14 protein-coding genes are annotated in these 16,603 nt (G+C 43.7%); 10 read left to right on the forward strand and 4 right to left on the reverse strand.

What is annotated here, in order from left to right; genetic code table 11:
* Positions 1-2,884 (forward strand): collagen-flanked surface repeat-containing protein (locus PAN94_RS02800; protein WP_285874505.1); only part of this gene is annotated, 2,884 nt, incomplete at its 5' end.
* 117 nt (positions 2,885-3,001) lie between these two features.
* On the forward strand, positions 3,002-4,150 hold the full coding sequence (locus tag PAN94_RS02805) for a glycosyltransferase (RefSeq protein WP_005590182.1): 1,149 nt from the start codon (positions 3,002-3,004) through the stop codon (positions 4,148-4,150).
* A 173-nt stretch (positions 4,151-4,323) separates the two neighbouring features.
* On the opposite strand, the gene pepT is transcribed toward PAN94_RS02805, so the two are convergent.
* Positions 4,324-5,547 (reverse strand): peptidase T, encoded by a 1,224-nt coding sequence (gene pepT / locus PAN94_RS02810; RefSeq protein ID WP_125381778.1) that lies wholly within the window; start codon positions 5,545-5,547, stop codon positions 4,324-4,326.
* Between the two features lie 282 nt (positions 5,548-5,829).
* Between pepT and PAN94_RS02815 the strand changes: the two genes are divergently transcribed.
* From PAN94_RS02815 to PAN94_RS02830, 4 genes are all read left to right on the forward strand, one after another.
* Entirely contained in the window at positions 5,830-6,462 is a 633-nt protein-coding gene (locus PAN94_RS02815) for a copper homeostasis protein CutC (RefSeq protein ID WP_285874507.1), read from the forward strand.
* A gap of 11 nt (positions 6,463-6,473) precedes the next feature.
* A complete protein-coding gene (locus PAN94_RS02820) occupies positions 6,474-7,145 on the forward strand; it encodes an MmcQ/YjbR family DNA-binding protein (protein ID WP_285874509.1) in 672 nt (223 codons plus the stop codon).
* Between the two features lie 112 nt (positions 7,146-7,257).
* Complete coding sequence (locus tag PAN94_RS02825) at positions 7,258-9,006, forward strand: ABC transporter ATP-binding protein (RefSeq protein ID WP_285874512.1); 1,749 nt, start codon at positions 7,258-7,260, stop codon at positions 9,004-9,006.
* Positions 9,003-10,742: an ABC transporter ATP-binding protein gene (locus tag PAN94_RS02830; RefSeq protein WP_285874513.1), complete on the forward strand. Its 1,740-nt coding sequence runs from the start codon at positions 9,003-9,005 to the stop codon at positions 10,740-10,742. Before PAN94_RS02825 ends, PAN94_RS02830 begins: the two co-directional genes overlap by 4 nt.
* A 42-nt stretch (positions 10,743-10,784) precedes the next feature.
* Here the strand turns inward: PAN94_RS02830 and PAN94_RS02835 are convergent, their stop codons facing one another.
* From PAN94_RS02835 to PAN94_RS02845, 3 genes are all read right to left on the reverse strand, one after another.
* Complete coding sequence (locus PAN94_RS02835) at positions 10,785-12,068, reverse strand: aminotransferase-like domain-containing protein (RefSeq protein ID WP_285874514.1); 1,284 nt, start codon at positions 12,066-12,068, stop codon at positions 10,785-10,787.
* A gap of 138 nt (positions 12,069-12,206) precedes the next feature.
* Positions 12,207-12,719 (reverse strand): transcription repressor NadR, encoded by a 513-nt coding sequence (locus PAN94_RS02840; RefSeq protein WP_285874515.1) that lies wholly within the window; start codon positions 12,717-12,719, stop codon positions 12,207-12,209.
* A gap of 38 nt (positions 12,720-12,757) precedes the next feature.
* Positions 12,758-13,282 (reverse strand): hypothetical protein, encoded by a 525-nt coding sequence (locus PAN94_RS02845; RefSeq protein WP_285874516.1) that lies wholly within the window; start codon positions 13,280-13,282, stop codon positions 12,758-12,760.
* A gap of 207 nt (positions 13,283-13,489) precedes the next feature.
* Here PAN94_RS02845 and PAN94_RS02850 point away from each other — a divergent pair, with 207 nt between their 5' ends.
* From PAN94_RS02850 to PAN94_RS02865, 4 genes are all read left to right on the forward strand, one after another.
* The gene (locus PAN94_RS02850) at positions 13,490-13,828 is read left to right on the forward strand and encodes a zinc ribbon domain-containing protein YjdM (protein WP_005590197.1); all 339 of its coding nucleotides are present in this window, start codon (positions 13,490-13,492) and stop codon (positions 13,826-13,828) included.
* 8 nt (positions 13,829-13,836) lie between these two features.
* Positions 13,837-14,463 (forward strand): Pr6Pr family membrane protein, encoded by a 627-nt coding sequence (locus tag PAN94_RS02855; RefSeq protein WP_125381786.1) that lies wholly within the window; start codon positions 13,837-13,839, stop codon positions 14,461-14,463.
* Between the two features lie 285 nt (positions 14,464-14,748).
* Positions 14,749-15,276, forward strand: coding sequence for a bifunctional pyr operon transcriptional regulator/uracil phosphoribosyltransferase PyrR (pyrR, locus tag PAN94_RS02860; RefSeq protein WP_285874518.1), 528 nt, complete (start codon positions 14,749-14,751; stop codon positions 15,274-15,276).
* Positions 15,273-16,553 (forward strand): uracil-xanthine permease family protein, encoded by a 1,281-nt coding sequence (locus PAN94_RS02865; RefSeq protein ID WP_285874519.1) that lies wholly within the window; start codon positions 15,273-15,275, stop codon positions 16,551-16,553. Before pyrR ends, PAN94_RS02865 begins: the two co-directional genes overlap by 4 nt.
* Positions 16,554-16,603 lie beyond the last annotated feature (50 nt).

A 16,603-nucleotide genomic window follows, 5' to 3' on the forward strand; every position in this document is an offset into this window, starting at 1 on the left:
TGAAGTAACATCTTCAACAATCGTCAAAGACGGTAAGGATGGTAAATCTCCACTAGCTAAAGTTGTCGACAATAATAATGGCACACACACAGTTCAAGTCGGCCTCGATAAGAACAACAATGGTCAGCTTGATCCAAGTGAAGTAACTTCAACAACTATCGTCAAAGATGGCGCAACTGGTGCTACAGGAGCGACCGGAGCTAAGGGCGAAGATGGTAAATCATCATTAACTGAAGTAGTTGATAACCACGATGGTACTCATACTGTTAAAGTTGGAATCGATAAGAACGGCGACGGTAAGCTTGATCCAAGCGAAGTAACGTCAACGACTATCGTTAAAGACGGCGCAACTGGTGCTACAGGAGCGACCGGTGCAACTGGTGCAACTGGTGCGGATGGTAAATCATCATTAACTGAAGTAGTTAACAACAACGACGGTACGCACACTGTTAAGGTCGGTCTTGATAAGAATGGCGACGGTAAGCTTGATCCAAGTGAAGTAACGTCAACGACTATCGTTAAAGACGGTGCAACAGGAGCGGATGGTAAACCATCATTGGCTAAGGTTGTTGACAACAACAACGGCACCCATACTGTTCAAGTCGGCCTCGATAAGAACAATAACGGTCAGTTGGATTCAGACGAAGTAACCTCATCTACCATCGTTAAAGACGGTAAGGATGGTAAATCTCCATTAGCTGAAGTAGTTAACAACAACGACGGTACTCATACTGTTAAAGTTGGACTTGATAAGAATGGCGACGGTAAGCTTGATCCAAGTGAAGTAACGTCAACGACTATCGTGAAAGATGGCGCAACTGGTGCTACAGGCGCAACTGGAGCTAAGGGTGAAGATGGCAAGCCATCATTGGCTAAGGTTGTAGACAACAACGATGGCACTCATACTGTTCAAGTCGGACTTGATAAGAACGGCAACGGTCAGTTGGATTCAGACGAAGTGACCTCATCTACCATCGTTAAAGACGGTAAGGATGGTAAATCTCCATTAGCTGAAGTAGTTAACAACAACGACGGTACGCATACTGTTAAAGTTGGTCTTGATAAGAACGGCGACGGTAAACTTGATCCAAGTGAAGTAACTTCAACGACTATCGTTAAAGACGGCGCAACTGGTGCTACAGGAGCGACCGGAGCTAAAGGCGATAAAGGTGAAGATGGTAAATCATCATTAACTGAAGTAGTTGATAACCACGACGGTACGCATACTGTTAAGGTCGGACTTGATAAGAATGGCGATGGTAAACTTGATTCAAGTGAAGTAACGTCAACAACTATCGTTAAAGACGGCGCAACTGGAGCTACAGGAGCGACCGGAGCCAAGGGTGAAGATGGTAAATCATCATTAACTGAGGTAGTTAACAACAACGACGGTACGCATACTGTTAAAGTTGGTCTTGATAAGAATGGTGATGGTAAACTTGATCCAAGTGAAGTAACGTCAACGACTATCGTTAAAGACGGTGCAACAGGAGCGGATGGTAAACCATCATTGGCTAAGGTTGTAGACAATAACGATGGCACTCACACTGTTCAAGTCGGACTTGATAAGAACGGCAACGGTCAGCTTGATCCAGACGAAGTGACATCTTCAACTATCATCAAAGATGGTAAGGATGGCAAAGCTGGGGCAACAGGTGCCACAGGAGCTAAGGGTGAAGATGGTAAATCATCATTAACTGAAGTAGTTAACAACAACGATGGTACGCACACTGTTAAGGTCGGTCTCGATAAGAACGGCGACGGTAAGCTTGATCCAAGTGAAGTAACTTCAACGACTATCGTGAAAGATGGCGCAACTGGTGCTACAGGAGCGACAGGTGCAACTGGTGCAGATGGAAAAGATGGTAAATCATCATTAACTGAAGTAGTTAACAACAACGACGGTACTCATACTGTTAAAGTTGGACTCGATAAGAACGGTGACGGTAAACTTGATCCAAGCGAAGTGACTTCAACAACTATCGTGAAAGACGGTAAAGATGGTAAGACACCATTAGCAGAAGTAGTTGACAACCAAAATGGAACACACACCATTAAGATTGGTTTTGATACAAATGGTAATGGTAAGCTTGATCCAGATGAAGTAACCTCTGCTACAATCGTTAAAGATGGAAAAGACGGTAAAGATGGCAAGGACGGCAAAGACGGTAAAGATGGTCAAAGCTCACTTGTAACGCTCGTTGAAAATGAAGATGGTAGTGTTACTATTCTTGTTGGAATTGATAAGAATAACAATGGTAAGGTTGATTCTGATGAAGTAACATCTTCTACAATTATCAGAAATGGTAAAGATGGTAAGGACGGCAAAGACGGAAAAGATGGTAAAGATGGTAAGGACGGTAAGGACGGTAAAGATGGCAAGGGTGTAACCGGTCCAACCGGCCCAACCGGTCCAACCGGTCCTACAGGTCCAACCGGCCCTACAGGTCCAACCGGCCCAACCGGCCCTACAGGTCCAACTGGTCCTACAGGTCCAACTGGTCCTACAGGTCCAACTGGTCCTACAGGTCCAACCGGCCCAACCGGTCCAACTGGTCCTACAGGTCCAACTGGTCCAACCGGCCCAACCGGTCCAACTGGTCCTACAGGTCCAACCGGTCCTACAGGCCCAACTGGTCCAACCGGTCCTACAGGTCCAACTGGCCCTACTAATCCAATAAAACCAGTAGTTCCAACAGCTCCAACAGTTCCAGCTAAGCCAACAAAACCTGCAGGAACAACCAAAGTAGTAGCTAAGTCAGGAACCCTTCCTAAGACTGGTGATAATAGCAACCATGAAGTAGGTCTGGTAGGCGCAGGACTTCTATCAGCTGCACTTCTAGCTGCCTTAGGTGTTTCTAAGCGAAAAGAAGAAGAACTCTAAGATATTCTATTTATAAAATTTAAGCAATATCAAGTTTAGAGTAAAACAGAGGCTATTAGGATTATTAAAATTCTACTAGCCTCTAGTTTTGTTGTATTAATGTTTTGGAGGAATTGAATGTCATCAATTGTATTGAATATGATTGTAAAAAATGAAGCCCATATAATTTTGGAAACACTCCAAAATTTGGTCAATTCAATCACATTTGACTACTGGGTCATTTCTGACACTGGCTCCACAGATGGAACGGAAAACCTCATCTTGAACTTTTTTAGTGAGGTGGGGATTCCAGGAGAATTGCACAAAGATGAATGGCAAAACTTTGCACATAATAGAAATTTAGCCCTAAATTATGCAAGAGGAAAGGGAGACTATATTCTAATCTTTGATGCAGATGATTTCGTTGAAGGTAGTTTAAAAATCTCTACTGATCTTGAAGCAGATGCCTATTATCTCAATTTTTCAGATGAGAGTGGAGTTCTTTCATTTCGTCGTGTAGCTCTTGTTAAAAATAATCCAGAAATTTATTGGCGAGGAGTCGTGCATGAATTTATTGAATTGCCTGAAGGTGCCAGTTATGGAAATCTTGTAGGACCTTATTCAGTCATTGCAAGAACAAGAGGCGCACGAAGTCTAGACGATGATAAATATTATCATGATGCAACTGTACTTGCAAATGCTGTTTATAATAATCAAGACCCTGATTTAGAGCCTAGATATACCTTTTATTGCGCGAGATCTTATCGTGATGCAGGTTTATACCAGGAGGCCTTGTCTTGGTTCAAAAAACGTGCAGTTATGACGGATGGATGGTCAGAGGAAGCTTATTATTCTTGTCTAGAAATAGCGCAAATTTATGAAAATGAAGGGAAAGCTCTTGAAGGACGGGAGTATTTGGAAAAAGCCATCCAGATTAACCCTAATCGCGCTGAAGCATGGTCTCAATTAGCTAAATTATATAGAGAGGCAGGGCAGCATCACATTGCTTTTGCTTATGCTTATATGGCTAAGGATTTAGAATTGAATCCGGATAGTCTTTTCAGCTGGAACAGGGTTTATGACTATTGGATTCCATTTGAATTGTTAGAAAATGGTGTCAAAATAGGGAATTTTGAAGTTGCCTACCAAGGCTTCAGAGCTTTAATTCTGGCAGGTCAGGCCGATACTTATAAGAACTATTATGAATACTTACCTCAGTTCGAACAGTATCTAGATAATGAGATTATTGAGAAGATTATAGAAGTCATTAACGGTACAGAAGCTTAATTGAATCTGTCAATACAGTTTTTGTCGAGTATAACGGCCTGATACATGCCAAACTTTGGAGAGGACCAATTGGTCTTCTCCTTTTTTGCTCTTGGAGCAGTTGGTATTAGCTTGGCTCTTAGTTTTTAAAGTCATAAAAAAACAGAAATTCGTTATGAATTTCTGTTTTTTATTTATTCTTGATAAGAGACGATGCCAATGATGGTATCGACAGCGCGTTCCATGGTTTCTAGGCTGACATATTCGAAGCGGCCGTGCATGTTTTCGCCGCCGGCAAAGAGGTTAGGTGTCGGAATGCCCATAAAGGAAATTTTAGAGCCATCAGTTCCGCCACGGATAGGCTCGATGACAGGCTGGATGTCCAGACTTTCCATGACTGCTTTGGCGATATGGATAGGTGTCATGTCTTTTTCTATGACCTGCTTCATGTTGTAATACTGGTCTTTAAGGGTCAAAATAACACGCTCGCTGCCTAGCTCTTGGTTCATCTTATCAGCGATAGCCTGCATAGCAGCTTTGCGATTTTCAAAAGCCTCTGTCTCAAAGTCACGAATAATGTAGCTGGCTTGAGCTTCTTCGACAGTACCGGTCAAGTTCATCAGGTGGTAGAAGCCTTGGTAGCCATCGGTCTTCTCTGGTCGGTCGTCTTCTGGCAGCTGGTTGTGGAAGTCAATAGCCAGCTGAAGTGCATTGACCATCTGGTCCTTAGCAGTTCCTGGATGGACATTGCGACCTTGGAAGGTCAATTCTGCGCCAGCAGCGCTAAAGGTTTCGTACTGGAGCTCACCTAGAGGTCCGCCATCCACTGTGTAGGCAAAGTCCACATCGAAGTCTTCCGCGTCAAACTTATCAGCTCCGATACCGATTTCCTCGTCTGGACCAAAGCCCACTCGGATTTCTCCATGCTTGATCTCTGGGTGGGCAGACAGGTATTCGATAGCAGTCATGATTTCAGCAATACCTGACTTGTCGTCTGCTCCCAAAAGGGTTGTTCCGTCAGTCGTAATCAGAGTTTGGCCCTTGTATTTATGGAGACTGGCGAAGTCTGCAGGATCTAAGTTAAAGCCAGATTGCCCAAGCGGTATCACACCGCCATCATAATTCTCAATGACCTGTGGCTGGATGTTTTCTGCGTTGAAGTCTGCCGTATCCATGTGGGAAATAAAGCCAATCTTGCGGGTAAAGCTAGGGTCGTTGGCTGGCAGAGTTCCAATCGCAAAGCCATTTGGCAGGTAGTAGACATTTTCCAAGCCAACTCGCTTCATCTCAGGAATGAGGACATTGTTAGCAAAGTCCACCTGACTTTGGGTACTGGGTGTAGTAGTAGATGTCTCGTCTGAGCGTGTGTTAACTTTGACATAGGTCAGGAAACGATCTAAAAGATTAGGGTATTTCATAAAAGCTCCTTGTTTTCATAGGTTAAGTCTATTTTAGCACAATCTTGAACAAAAGACATCCGTAAGTCACCATTTCTATAGTTGAAAAGGCTTGGAAGATGAGCGCAATGGAAATAGTTGAAAATAAGCCTTATAAGCTTGAAGAATAGGATTTTTTGCAAGCCTATGAATATAAAATGATTGAGAAAATACAGTGGCAAATATGCTAGAGGTGTATGCTAAAGGAAATTTTGTGATATAATAAAAAGTAGAAAATCAATATAGTAAATAAGAGGTAGTACCATGATTTATGAGTTTTGTGCAGAGAATGTTACCTTGCTAGACAAGGCTTTAGAGGCCGGAGCGAAGCGGGTTGAGCTGTGTGATAATCTAACAGTTGGTGGAACAACGCCTAGCTACGGTGTCATCGAGGCTGCAGTACGAATGGTCAAGCCTTATAATGCGACTGTGATGACCATGATTCGTCCTCGTGGTGGAAATTTTGTCTATTCAGATATGGAAATCGAGATAATGCTCTCGGACATTCAGAAGGCACGTGAGGCAGGGAGCCATGGCCTCGTTTTTGGTGTCTTATCGGAAAATAATGAGATTGATTATCCTAAGATGGAGCGGCTGCTTGAAGCGGCTCAGGGGCTGGATGTAGTCTTCCATATGGCTTTTGACGCTATTCCTGCTGAATATCAGTTCGGAGAGCTAGACTGGCTGGTTGAACACGGTGTTAAGCGGATTTTGACTCATGGCGGGTCAGCGTCAGAGTCTATTCTAGAGCATTTGGCTTGGCTGGATGAGTTGATTGAGCATGCGGCAGGGCGGATAGAGATTTTACCTGGTGGTGGGATTAACCTAGAAAATCGTGCTGAGATTGCTAACACTTTGGGTGTTGATCAATTGCACGGCACCAAAGTAGTATTTTAGCAGGAAAGCTCATGCTGGATTTATTTGAAAAATACAGGCTGAAGGAAGAAAGTTTGCTGGATTATGGTTTTGTCAGGTCTGGTGCAGGATACAGTTATTCGACTGAGATCATGGCTGGTGACTTCCAGATAGATGTGCTGATTTCCGATAGAAAGCTGGATTTTCAGGTGCTTGACTTGGATACAGGTGATGAATATCGACAAGTCAAGATGGAAAGTATGGCTGGAGAATTTGTCGGACAAGTCAGGGCGGCCTGTCAGGAGGTTTTGCTGGATATTCGGCAGCATTGCTTTGAGGAAGTAGGCTTTCTTTATGAGCAAAGTCAGCGACTGAGTAGCTATGTGGCGACTACTTATCAGGGGCAGTTGGAGTATCTTTGGGAGAATTCTTCTCGGAAAAGCACTAATAGAGCCGCTGTTTTTCGCCATCAGGATAGCAAGAAATGGTACGGAGCTTTTTTGACGACCGATTGGACTAAGTTTGAAAAGGAGCGCAGTGGTCTGATTGAGGTCCTAAATGTCAAGAGTGACCGAGTTGCGGAACTTATTCAGCAAAAGGGAATTTATCCCGCCTTTCATATGAATAAAAAATACTGGCTTAGCTTGCCTTTGGATGGAACCTTGTCGGACCAGCAACTTTTTGATTTGCTGGACACCAGTTTTGCTCTAACTAAGAAAAAATGAGCATAGTTTGCCTGAGTTTCATTTTTATCTGAAATGGCGTATAATAGAGATAGTGAGAAACGGACAGTCGGATTAAGGGCTGTCCGTCCTTTGTTTGGAATGAGGAAACGGAATGAATCTTATCAGAAAACTGGACTGGTTTTTTAAACTGGAGAAGCGGCGCTATATGATCGGCATCTTGGCCTTGTCTCTGGTCAGTGTTTTTAATCTGATTCCGCCACGAGTCATTGGGCAGGTCATAGATAGAATTGCTAGGCAAAGTCTGACTACTGAAGAACTTATTTATAATCTTCTTCTTTTGATTTTGTCCGCTTTTATTATGTATGGTTTGCGGTATGTCTGGCGGCTCTATATCTTTGGTACAGCAAATAATCTGGGACGCATCTTACGCTTTCGGCTTTTTGAGCATTTTACACGGATGTCGCCAAGATTTTATCAAAAATACCGAACGGGTGACCTTATGGCTCATGCGACCAATGATATCAATGCGGTAGTCAGCGTGGCTGGTGGTGGTGTTATGTCAGCGGTAGATGCTTCTATTACGGCCTTGGTGACCCTCATCACCATGTTTTTGGTCTTGGACTGGCGGTTGACTCTGATTGCTATTCTCCCTCTGCCCTTTCTGTCTTGGGGGACCAGCTTGATTGGTCGGAAGAATCACGAGAGCTTTAAAGCGGCTCAGGAGGCTTTTTCTGATCTCAACAACAAAGTTCAGGAGAGCGTAGCGGGGATTAAAGTGACCAAGTCTTTTGGCTATCAGAATGCAGAGACTCAGTCCTTTGCAGCTATCAATCAAGAAGTCTACCAAAAGAACATCTTGGCTGCCAAGTACAATTCCCTGTTTGACCCGATGGTGCTGATTTTTGTTGGCTTATCATATGTTTTAACCCTGATTTTTGGGGGAATATTTATCTCTCAAGGTCAATTTACAGTCGGTGAGCTGGTTACCTTTATGACTTATCTGGATATGCTGGTTTGGCCGCTGCAGGCGATGGGTTATCTAGTGAATATCAGCCAGCGGGGAGCCGTTTCCTATGAACGGATTGAGAACTTGCTGGCTGAGGAGTCGGATGTAGAGGAAGCCAAGCAGCCACTTGCTAGTATTCAAAATGGCCGACTGGACTATGAGATAGATTACTTTGCTTATGAGAATGAAGCCACTTTGAAGGATATTCACTTTACATTAGAAAAAGGGCAGACCTTGGGGATTGTCGGACCGACTGGATCTGGGAAGACCACCTTGTTGCGCCTCTTGCTTCGGGAGCAGGATATTCAGGAAGGAGTAATTTATCTGAATGGCCACGATATCCGAGAGTATGCTCTTAAGGATCTGCGTGGTCTGATTGGTTATGTGCCTCAGGATCAGATACTCTTTGCCCTGTCCATTCGGGACAATATCCGCTTTGCCAATCCAGAACTATCAGAAGAGCAAGTCATCCGAGCAGCCCAGCTGTGTGGTGTTTATGAGGATATTAAGGCTATGCCAGATGGTTTGGATACGCTGCTTGGTGAGCGTGGCGTCTCGCTTTCTGGCGGTCAAAAGCAGCGTTTGGCTATGAGTAGAGCCCTCATCACCAATCCAGAAATTTTGATTTTGGATGATTCCTTGTCGGCAGTGGATGCCAAGACCGAACATATGATTTTAGAAAATCTCAAGCAGGAACGAGCTGACAAGACGACCATTATCACTGCCCATCGTCTGTCAGCCATTGTCCATGCAGATTTGATCCTAGTGCTGGAGAATGGCCGTATTAAGGAACGAGGTAGCCACCAAGAACTTCTGGCAGCACAGGGCTGGTATGCTCAAACCTATCAAAATCAACAACTATATGAACGTTTCAAGGAGGAGTCTGCAAAATGACAAAACAATCAACTTTTGGACGCCTCCTAGGTTATATGTGGCGCTACAAATGGATTAGTCTACTGGCTCTAGTCTTTATTTTTGCGACAACTCTGGTGACAACGGCCTTGCCACTTTTGGCTCGTTCTTATATTGACCAGTTTGTCAGCCGAGAGGCAGCCCAAAGTGGTCTCTATCTGCTGGCAATTTACTATGGTCTCTTTCTTTTGCGGGTGCTCCTTACTTTTCTGGGGCAGTATGCTTTTGCACGAGTGGCTTATAGCATTGTCCGCGATCTCCGTCAGGAGACTTTTGCGAATATGCAGCAATTAGGGATGGCGTATTTTGATCAGACTGCAGGAGGAGCTATTGTTTCCCGCTTGACCAACGATACCCAGTCAGTGGCTGATATGTTTAGCAGTATTTTTTCGAACTTCCTCAGCTCCATGCTTATCTTGGTGGTCACAATTGCAACTATGCTGGCTCTGAATTGGCGGCTGACTCTGCTGATTGTCCTCTTTTTGCCTATCATGCTTGGCTCGATTATCCTGTATCAGCGGCTGTCCAATCGCCTGCTCAAGCAAGTTCGAGCCAGACTGAGCGACCTCAATGTCAAACTTTCTGAGAGCATTGAAGGGATGCGGATCATTCAAGCTTTTAGTCAGGAAAAGCGGCTAATCGAGGAATTTGAAGCAATCAATGGGGAACACCTAGACTTTAGCAATCGCTATCTGAATGTGAACAGTCTCTTTCTGCGCCCAGCTATGTCCTTGCTGAAAATCTTGGCTTATGCTCTTATTCTGACTTATTTTGGCTTGAGTTGGCAAGTAGCTGGAGTAACTGCAGGTGTCATGTATGCCTTTATCCAGTATGTCAATCAGCTTTTCAATCCCTTGATTGATGTCATGCAAAATTACTCTGTTCTTCAGACGTCTATGGTGGCTGCGGAGCGCGTCTTTGAACTCATGGATCGTCGAGACTTTGAGCCTGAACAAGCTGAAGAGGGACCTGAGATTCAGGCAGGAAATATTGACTTTCAGCACGTGAGCTTTTCCTATGACGGAAAGAGAGAGATTTTAAAGGATATCTCTTTTAGCGTCAAGCAAGGTGAGACGATTGCCTTTGTCGGATCAACGGGTTCGGGCAAATCCTCCATTATTAACCTTTTCCTGCGTTTTTATGAATTTGAGATAGGGAAGATTCTTATCGATGGCAGAGACATCAGAGACTATAGTCAAGCAGAGTTACGCCGCAATATCGGTCTTGTCTTGCAGGATCCCTTTCTCTACCACGGCACCATTGCCTCCAATATCCGCATGTATCAGGAAAATCTATCGCAAGCAGAGGTCGAAGAAGCAGCTCGCTTTGTCGATGCCCATGACTTTATCAGCCATCTAGCTCAGGGCTATGATAGTCCGGTTACTGAACGCGGGTCCACCTTCTCTAGTGGCCAACGACAGCTTTTGGCTTTTGCCAGAACCATCGCAACCAAGCCTAAAATCTTGATTTTAGACGAGGCCACTGCCAATATCGATTCGGAAACTGAGGAGCTGATCCAGCATTCTCTCCGGAAAATGCGGCAAGGTCGAACCACTATTGCCATCGCCCATCGGTTGTCCACGATTCAGGATGCCAATTGCATCTACGTTTTAGATAAAGGGCGCATTATTGAGTCTGGTAGCCATGAAGAGCTTCTAGCACAAAATGGGACGTATAAGAAAATGTACCAGTTACAGGCTGGGATGTTAGATGCTTGATAAACAAGGAGAAATTCAAACAAAAGTTGTAGGACAATATGCCTACAACTTTTTTAGATAGTCTCTCAATTTTTCCAGATTTTCCTTTAAATCATCAAACCCTAGCTTAGCATAGTGGTAGGGGCAGGTCTGAATGTAGCTACTTTCAAAAAAGTCCAGCGGAAGCTTGCTATGTTTGAGGGAGCTGACTGATGGGAGGGATTGAAGGTCAAAAATCACGCCATCGGTTGTTAACTGGTGGGGTAGAGGGAAATGAAGGTCGTCCAAGAGGAATTGTGTCTTATTCTTTTCAACTTCCAGTTGGTTCAATAATGCCAGACGATTTTTTTCAAACATCAGATTGTCAATATAGAGGGAAAGAGCTTTTTGCATGATGAGGTTGCTGTCGTAGTCAACCGCTTTTTTATAGGAAAGAAAGGTTTCTCGAATCTGTGGTGGCAGAGCCAAAGCAGTGATGCGCAGGGCGGGAAAAAGGCTGGTGGAAAAAGACTTGATATAGAGAACTTGTTGGCTGTCATCTAGATAGTAAAAAGGCAGTTCTCGCTTGCTATCAAAGTCGGCCAGATAGTCGTCTTCAACAATATAAACATCATAACGCTCAGCAAGGGCAAGGATTTCTTCCTTTTCCTGACGGCTATAGGAATGTCCTAGTGGATAGTGGAAACGGGGAATCGTATAGAAAAACTTAATCCGCCTTGTTTTAAAAATCCTCTCTAACTCTTTCAGGTCAATCCCAGTCGGTTTACGCTCAATGGTCTCATAAGACAGTTTCTGATTTAGAAGTAAATTATTGATTCGGTGGTAAGTGGGCTGCTCAACCAGAATGGTCTCTTTGCCATTTGGGAAATCAATCTGAGAGAGAATATAGAGGGCTTGTTGGGTACCAGAAGTCAGAATCAGATTGTCTGCAGAAGTGTAGACGGCAGAGTCCAAAAGCAAGCGCTGGACTGACTGTCGCAGCTCCTCCAGTCCTTCTTGTTGGGAATAGTAGTTGAAAAGATAGTTTTCTCGACCAATCAGTGTTTCATTGACACACAGGCGGAAGTCTTCGTAGGCTTGGTGGCGGTCGTCTGTCACAGCCAGCTCCATATCTTCCTTTTTATTTTGGTCATTTTCCAAGACATAGTAGCCGCTCTTAGGCACGGCATAAATGTACTTCTGATAACGAAGCTCAATCAAGGCCTTCTGAGCAGTATCTTTGCTACAATGGTAGCGGTCTGCCAGCTTGCGGACGGAAGGAATCTTTTGCCCCGTAGTAAGTCTTCCCTTGTCAATATCCCTGATAATTCTATCCATGATGACTTGGTATTTAGCTTTTGCTGTCATTCTGTCCCCCCACAGATTTCTTTCTCTTATTTTACCTTATTTCTAGGAAGTTGACAAAGTTTCTTGTTCATTCAAAATATAAAAACCAGCCTTGAATTTCCTTCAAAACTGGTTCAATCTAGAACATTTGCGCCGTGCCTATTCTTGCAGAAAGCCCAGTGTCGCTAAGGCTTCCTCGATATAGTCTAAGTCCTGCTGAGAATCTGCCTCGATTAAATGATAGTGAATTCCATTTGTCAGCTCGGATAAGGCACGAAAATCGCTCTCTGAGACTTGCTCTAAAAATTGCTGCACATCACGACGGCAGGTTAATTTCAGATAGGTTTGGATTTCCCCATAGACAGGATGCTCAATCATGATATTTTTCACCCGTCCGCCATTATCAACGATAGCCAAAAGTTCGGCTTCGATATCGTCCGCCTTATGCTTGAGTTTAAAAAGACGGTGAAAATGAGCAGGTTGATTACTTTCTTTATAGAGATAGCCCCTATTGGTACTGATAATGGGAGTGCCATCGGCTCGCAGCAGGGCAATATCCTGAACGATAATCTGGCGAGTGACATGAAATTGTTCCGCCAAAAATTGTCCGTTTAAAGGTTGGCGAGCTTCTTTTAAAAGCTCTAATAGATCATTTCTTCGTTTTTTTGTCATAACTTCATTGTAAATCAAATCTCTAGAAGATTCAAGGTTTAACGAATCTTTTTCAGAGCCTGATAGACAAATTTGGCAATGACAAAGTCCACCATACTATGGACAATTGTACCAAATCCAACTAAACCGAAGAGGATATAGAAGGCATTAGCCGGATAGGCTGTTGTTGTGTAAAAGAGAATGCAGACCACTACCTCACCAAAGGCATGAATCAAGGCCAGCACGAAATTAAAGATCCAGGCCGTTTTCTGATTGTCCAATATACCAGGATGCTTTTGCAGGTAAAGAGCGCCGATAGTCCCGAAGAGCAGATGAGACAGGGCTCTCAGGGTGATGATGAAAGGAAGGCCGGACATGAAAAATCCGATGGTAGAGCCGAGAACGACAATGACTGTCATGAGTGGTGAGATGAACATGGCCAGAAAGATTGCAACGTGGCTGGCTAGAGTGAAGGAAGCAGGCGGGATGACAATCTTAATCGGCATGACCAGCGGGATGACGATGGCTAGGGCTGTCAAAAAAGCAGTTAAGGTCATAAACTGATTTTTAGATGTTGGTTTCATAATAAACTCCTTTTATCTACTGTATATACACTAGAATAGTACATTGTTTTGTCATAAAAGTCAAGAAAGTTTTTTGAAAACAAGTGATTTTTTTACACATTTGTCAAATAAGATAAAATATCGTATAATAAGACGGTAAAATATGGATGTCATTCAGGTTCTGTTCTTTTTCTGAATGTCTGTCCATCTATAAGGAGAAATGATTTAATGAATAATTTGCCAAATTGCCCAAAATGTAACTCAGAATACGTTTATGAAGATGGTGTTCTTTTAGTTTGCCCAGAATGTGCCTACGAATGGGATCCAGCAGAAGTTGCGGCAGGAGAAGCTGGTCCAGTGGCTATTGATGCGAACGGAAACCAGTTGGCCGATGGGGATACAGTTACCTTAATCAAGGACTTGAAAGTCAAGGGTGCTCCTAAGGACCTCAAACAAGGAACGCGCGTGAAAAATATCCGCATCGTTGAAGGCGACCACAATATTGACTGTAAGATTGACGGATTTGGCGCTATGAAGCTCAAGTCGGAATTTGTCAAGAAAATCTGAGAAGCGCTATGAATAAAAAAGTAATTCTTGCTTATCGCCTTCTTCTTCTGGTTTTGGCTTTTGTAGGAGTCTATCTGGAAATTGCTAAACTTGGCGTGGGAATGCTGATGTACTACACGGTCTTGTCTAATCTTCTGGTTCTATTATTCACCGCCTATCTCATTTTTAGAATGTGGACGGACAATAATTGGGAGAGTTCCAAGCTGTTGCGCGTGAAGGGCGGTGTGACCATGTGTATCATGATTACCTGCGTCGTCTATCACCTGCTCCTAGCTCCGATTGCGACAGATTTTTATCGTTTGGAAAATTTCCTTTGCCATTACATTGTGCCTCTCATGTTTTTCTTTGATACTCTTGTATTTGATAAAACTCGGCAGTATCGTTGGTTTGATCCCATTTCTTGGACAAGTGTTCCGCTGATTTACATGATTTTTGCTCTTATTAACGGTTTTTTCTTGAAAATTGATATTCCGAATGCTAAGGATAAACCCTTTCCCTACTTTTTCCTTAATGTCTATAAGCACGGTTGGCCTTATGTTATCAAGATGTGCTTGATTATCTTTGTGGCTTATCTAGTCTTTGGTTATGTTTTCTACGGAATCAAATCTATCTCATTTTCAAAGAAGAAAGCTTAGAGTACTATAGTAGGAAATAGAAAACAGATGTTCTCTGTTTTTTATTTTGTTAAAAAAGCTAGTAATTTCTCATGAAAAAAGTTCATTTTTTTCTTGAAATGGAATTGAAATTGTGGTATAGTTATAAACAATTAAATAGTCCTTTAATTCTATCCAGAGAGATAGGCAAGGAGCAAAGTAAAAATGATGGGTGGAGTGTGACAAGTGCGTCTTGTTTCAGCCTGTCTCTATTTTCTGAGGTCTCCTTGCAAAAGGAGGCTTTTTTAATGTTTTTAGGAGGTTTAGATGAAGACAAAGGAAGTTGTCGATGAGATCACTATGAATCGTGCCATCACGCGAATCACCTATGAAATCATCGAGCGCAACAAGGATTTAAGCCAAATCGTTTTGGCAGGCATTAAGACCAGAGGGGTTTTCATTGCCAAGCGGATCCAGCAAAGACTGGCTCAGCTAGAGAAAATTGAGATTCCAGTTTGCGAAGTGGATACAAAGCCCTTCCGAGACGACATCAAGGTCAAGGAAGACACGACAGTGATTCCAGTTGACATTACTGATCGTGAAGTGATTCTCGTTGACGATGTGCTCTATACAGGTCGGACCATCCGTGCAGCCATTGATAATCTTGTCAGCAATGGGCGGCCATCACGCGTCAGTCTTGCCGTTCTAGTGGACCGTGGGCACCGTGAGCTACCGATTCGATCAGACTATGTTGGCAAAAATATTCCAACGAGCCGCCGCGAAGAGATTATTGTTGAAATGACTGAAAAAGATGGTCAGGACCGAGTTCTGATTGTAGAGGAGGAGACAAGATGATTCAAGAAGTTAAATACGATGTCCATGATATGCCAAATCCTGGCTTACTCTTAGGACTTTCATTCCAGCATTTATTCGCCATGTTTGGGGCGACAGTGTTGGTTCCGATTCTGGTGGGAATTGACCCAGCGGTAGCCCTGTTTTCAAGTGGTTTGGGAACGCTGGCTCACTTGACAGTGACCAAGTACAAAATCCCTGCTTATATGGGCTCCAGCTTTGCTTATATCGCTGCCATGCAAATTCTAATGAAGACAGATGGGATTGCTGCGGTTGCGCAAGGTGCTATCACGGGAGGTTTGGTCTACTTCATCGTAGCCCTCATCGTGAAATTCGCAGGAAACGCCTGGATTGATAAGATTTTGCCGCCAGTAGTGGTGGGGCCGATCATCATGGTGATTGGTCTGAGTCTGGCGGGCACAGCCGTTGGCGATGTGATGTATAAGACCGTTGGAGACCAGAAGGTCTACGACATCACCTACTTTGCTATCGGGGTGGTAACCCTCCTCTGTGTCATTCTCTTTAACATCTACGGTAAGAAAATCGTTGGTATTATTCCAGTACTGCTGGGCTTGATTGTTGGCTATATCTTCGCTCTGATTGTCGGAGCGGTGACAGGTCAGGAGATTATCTCTTTTGCCAACGTGACAAAAGCTTCTTGGTTCCACGTTCCGCCGATGAATCTTCCGTTTATAGATTATGATTTTAAATTGTATCCAAGTGCAATTCTAACAATGGCACCGATCGCCTTTGTAACGATGACAGAGCACTTTGGGCATGTGATGGTTCTGAATAGCTTGACAGGCAAGGATTTCTTTAAAGAGCCTGGTTTGGATAAGACTTTGGCTGGGGATGGTCTGGCTCAGGTCATCGCGGGTATCTTTGGTGCTCCGCCAGTGACCAGCTACGGTGAGAATATCGGGGTTATGGCGCTCAATAAAATCTACAGCGTTTATGTGATTGCTGGTGCTGCTATATTGGCGATTATCATGAGTTTTGTTGGGAAAGTATCCGCCCTGCTCCAATCGATTCCAAGTCCAGTTTTGGGAGGCATTTCCATCGCCCTCTTCGGGGTAATTGCTTCCAGTGGTTTGAAAATTCTGATTGAAGCGCAAACCAATTTTGACAACAAAAAGAACCTGCTGATTGCTAGTGTCGTTCTGGTATCTGGTATCGGTGGTCTGACCCTGCAACTATCAGGTCTGCAAGTTTCAGGAGTTGCCTTGTCAACTGTTCTCGGAATTGCCCTCTACCTCATCCTGCCAGAACCTAAAAATTAGGCTGACGAGATTGCTACATTTGTCCAAAGTTTTTAATAAAAAAGGAGTAT

Origin of the sequence: Streptococcus sp. SC1, from assembly GCF_030272855.1 — a bacterium.
GTDB lineage: Bacteria > Bacillota > Bacilli > Lactobacillales > Streptococcaceae > Streptococcus.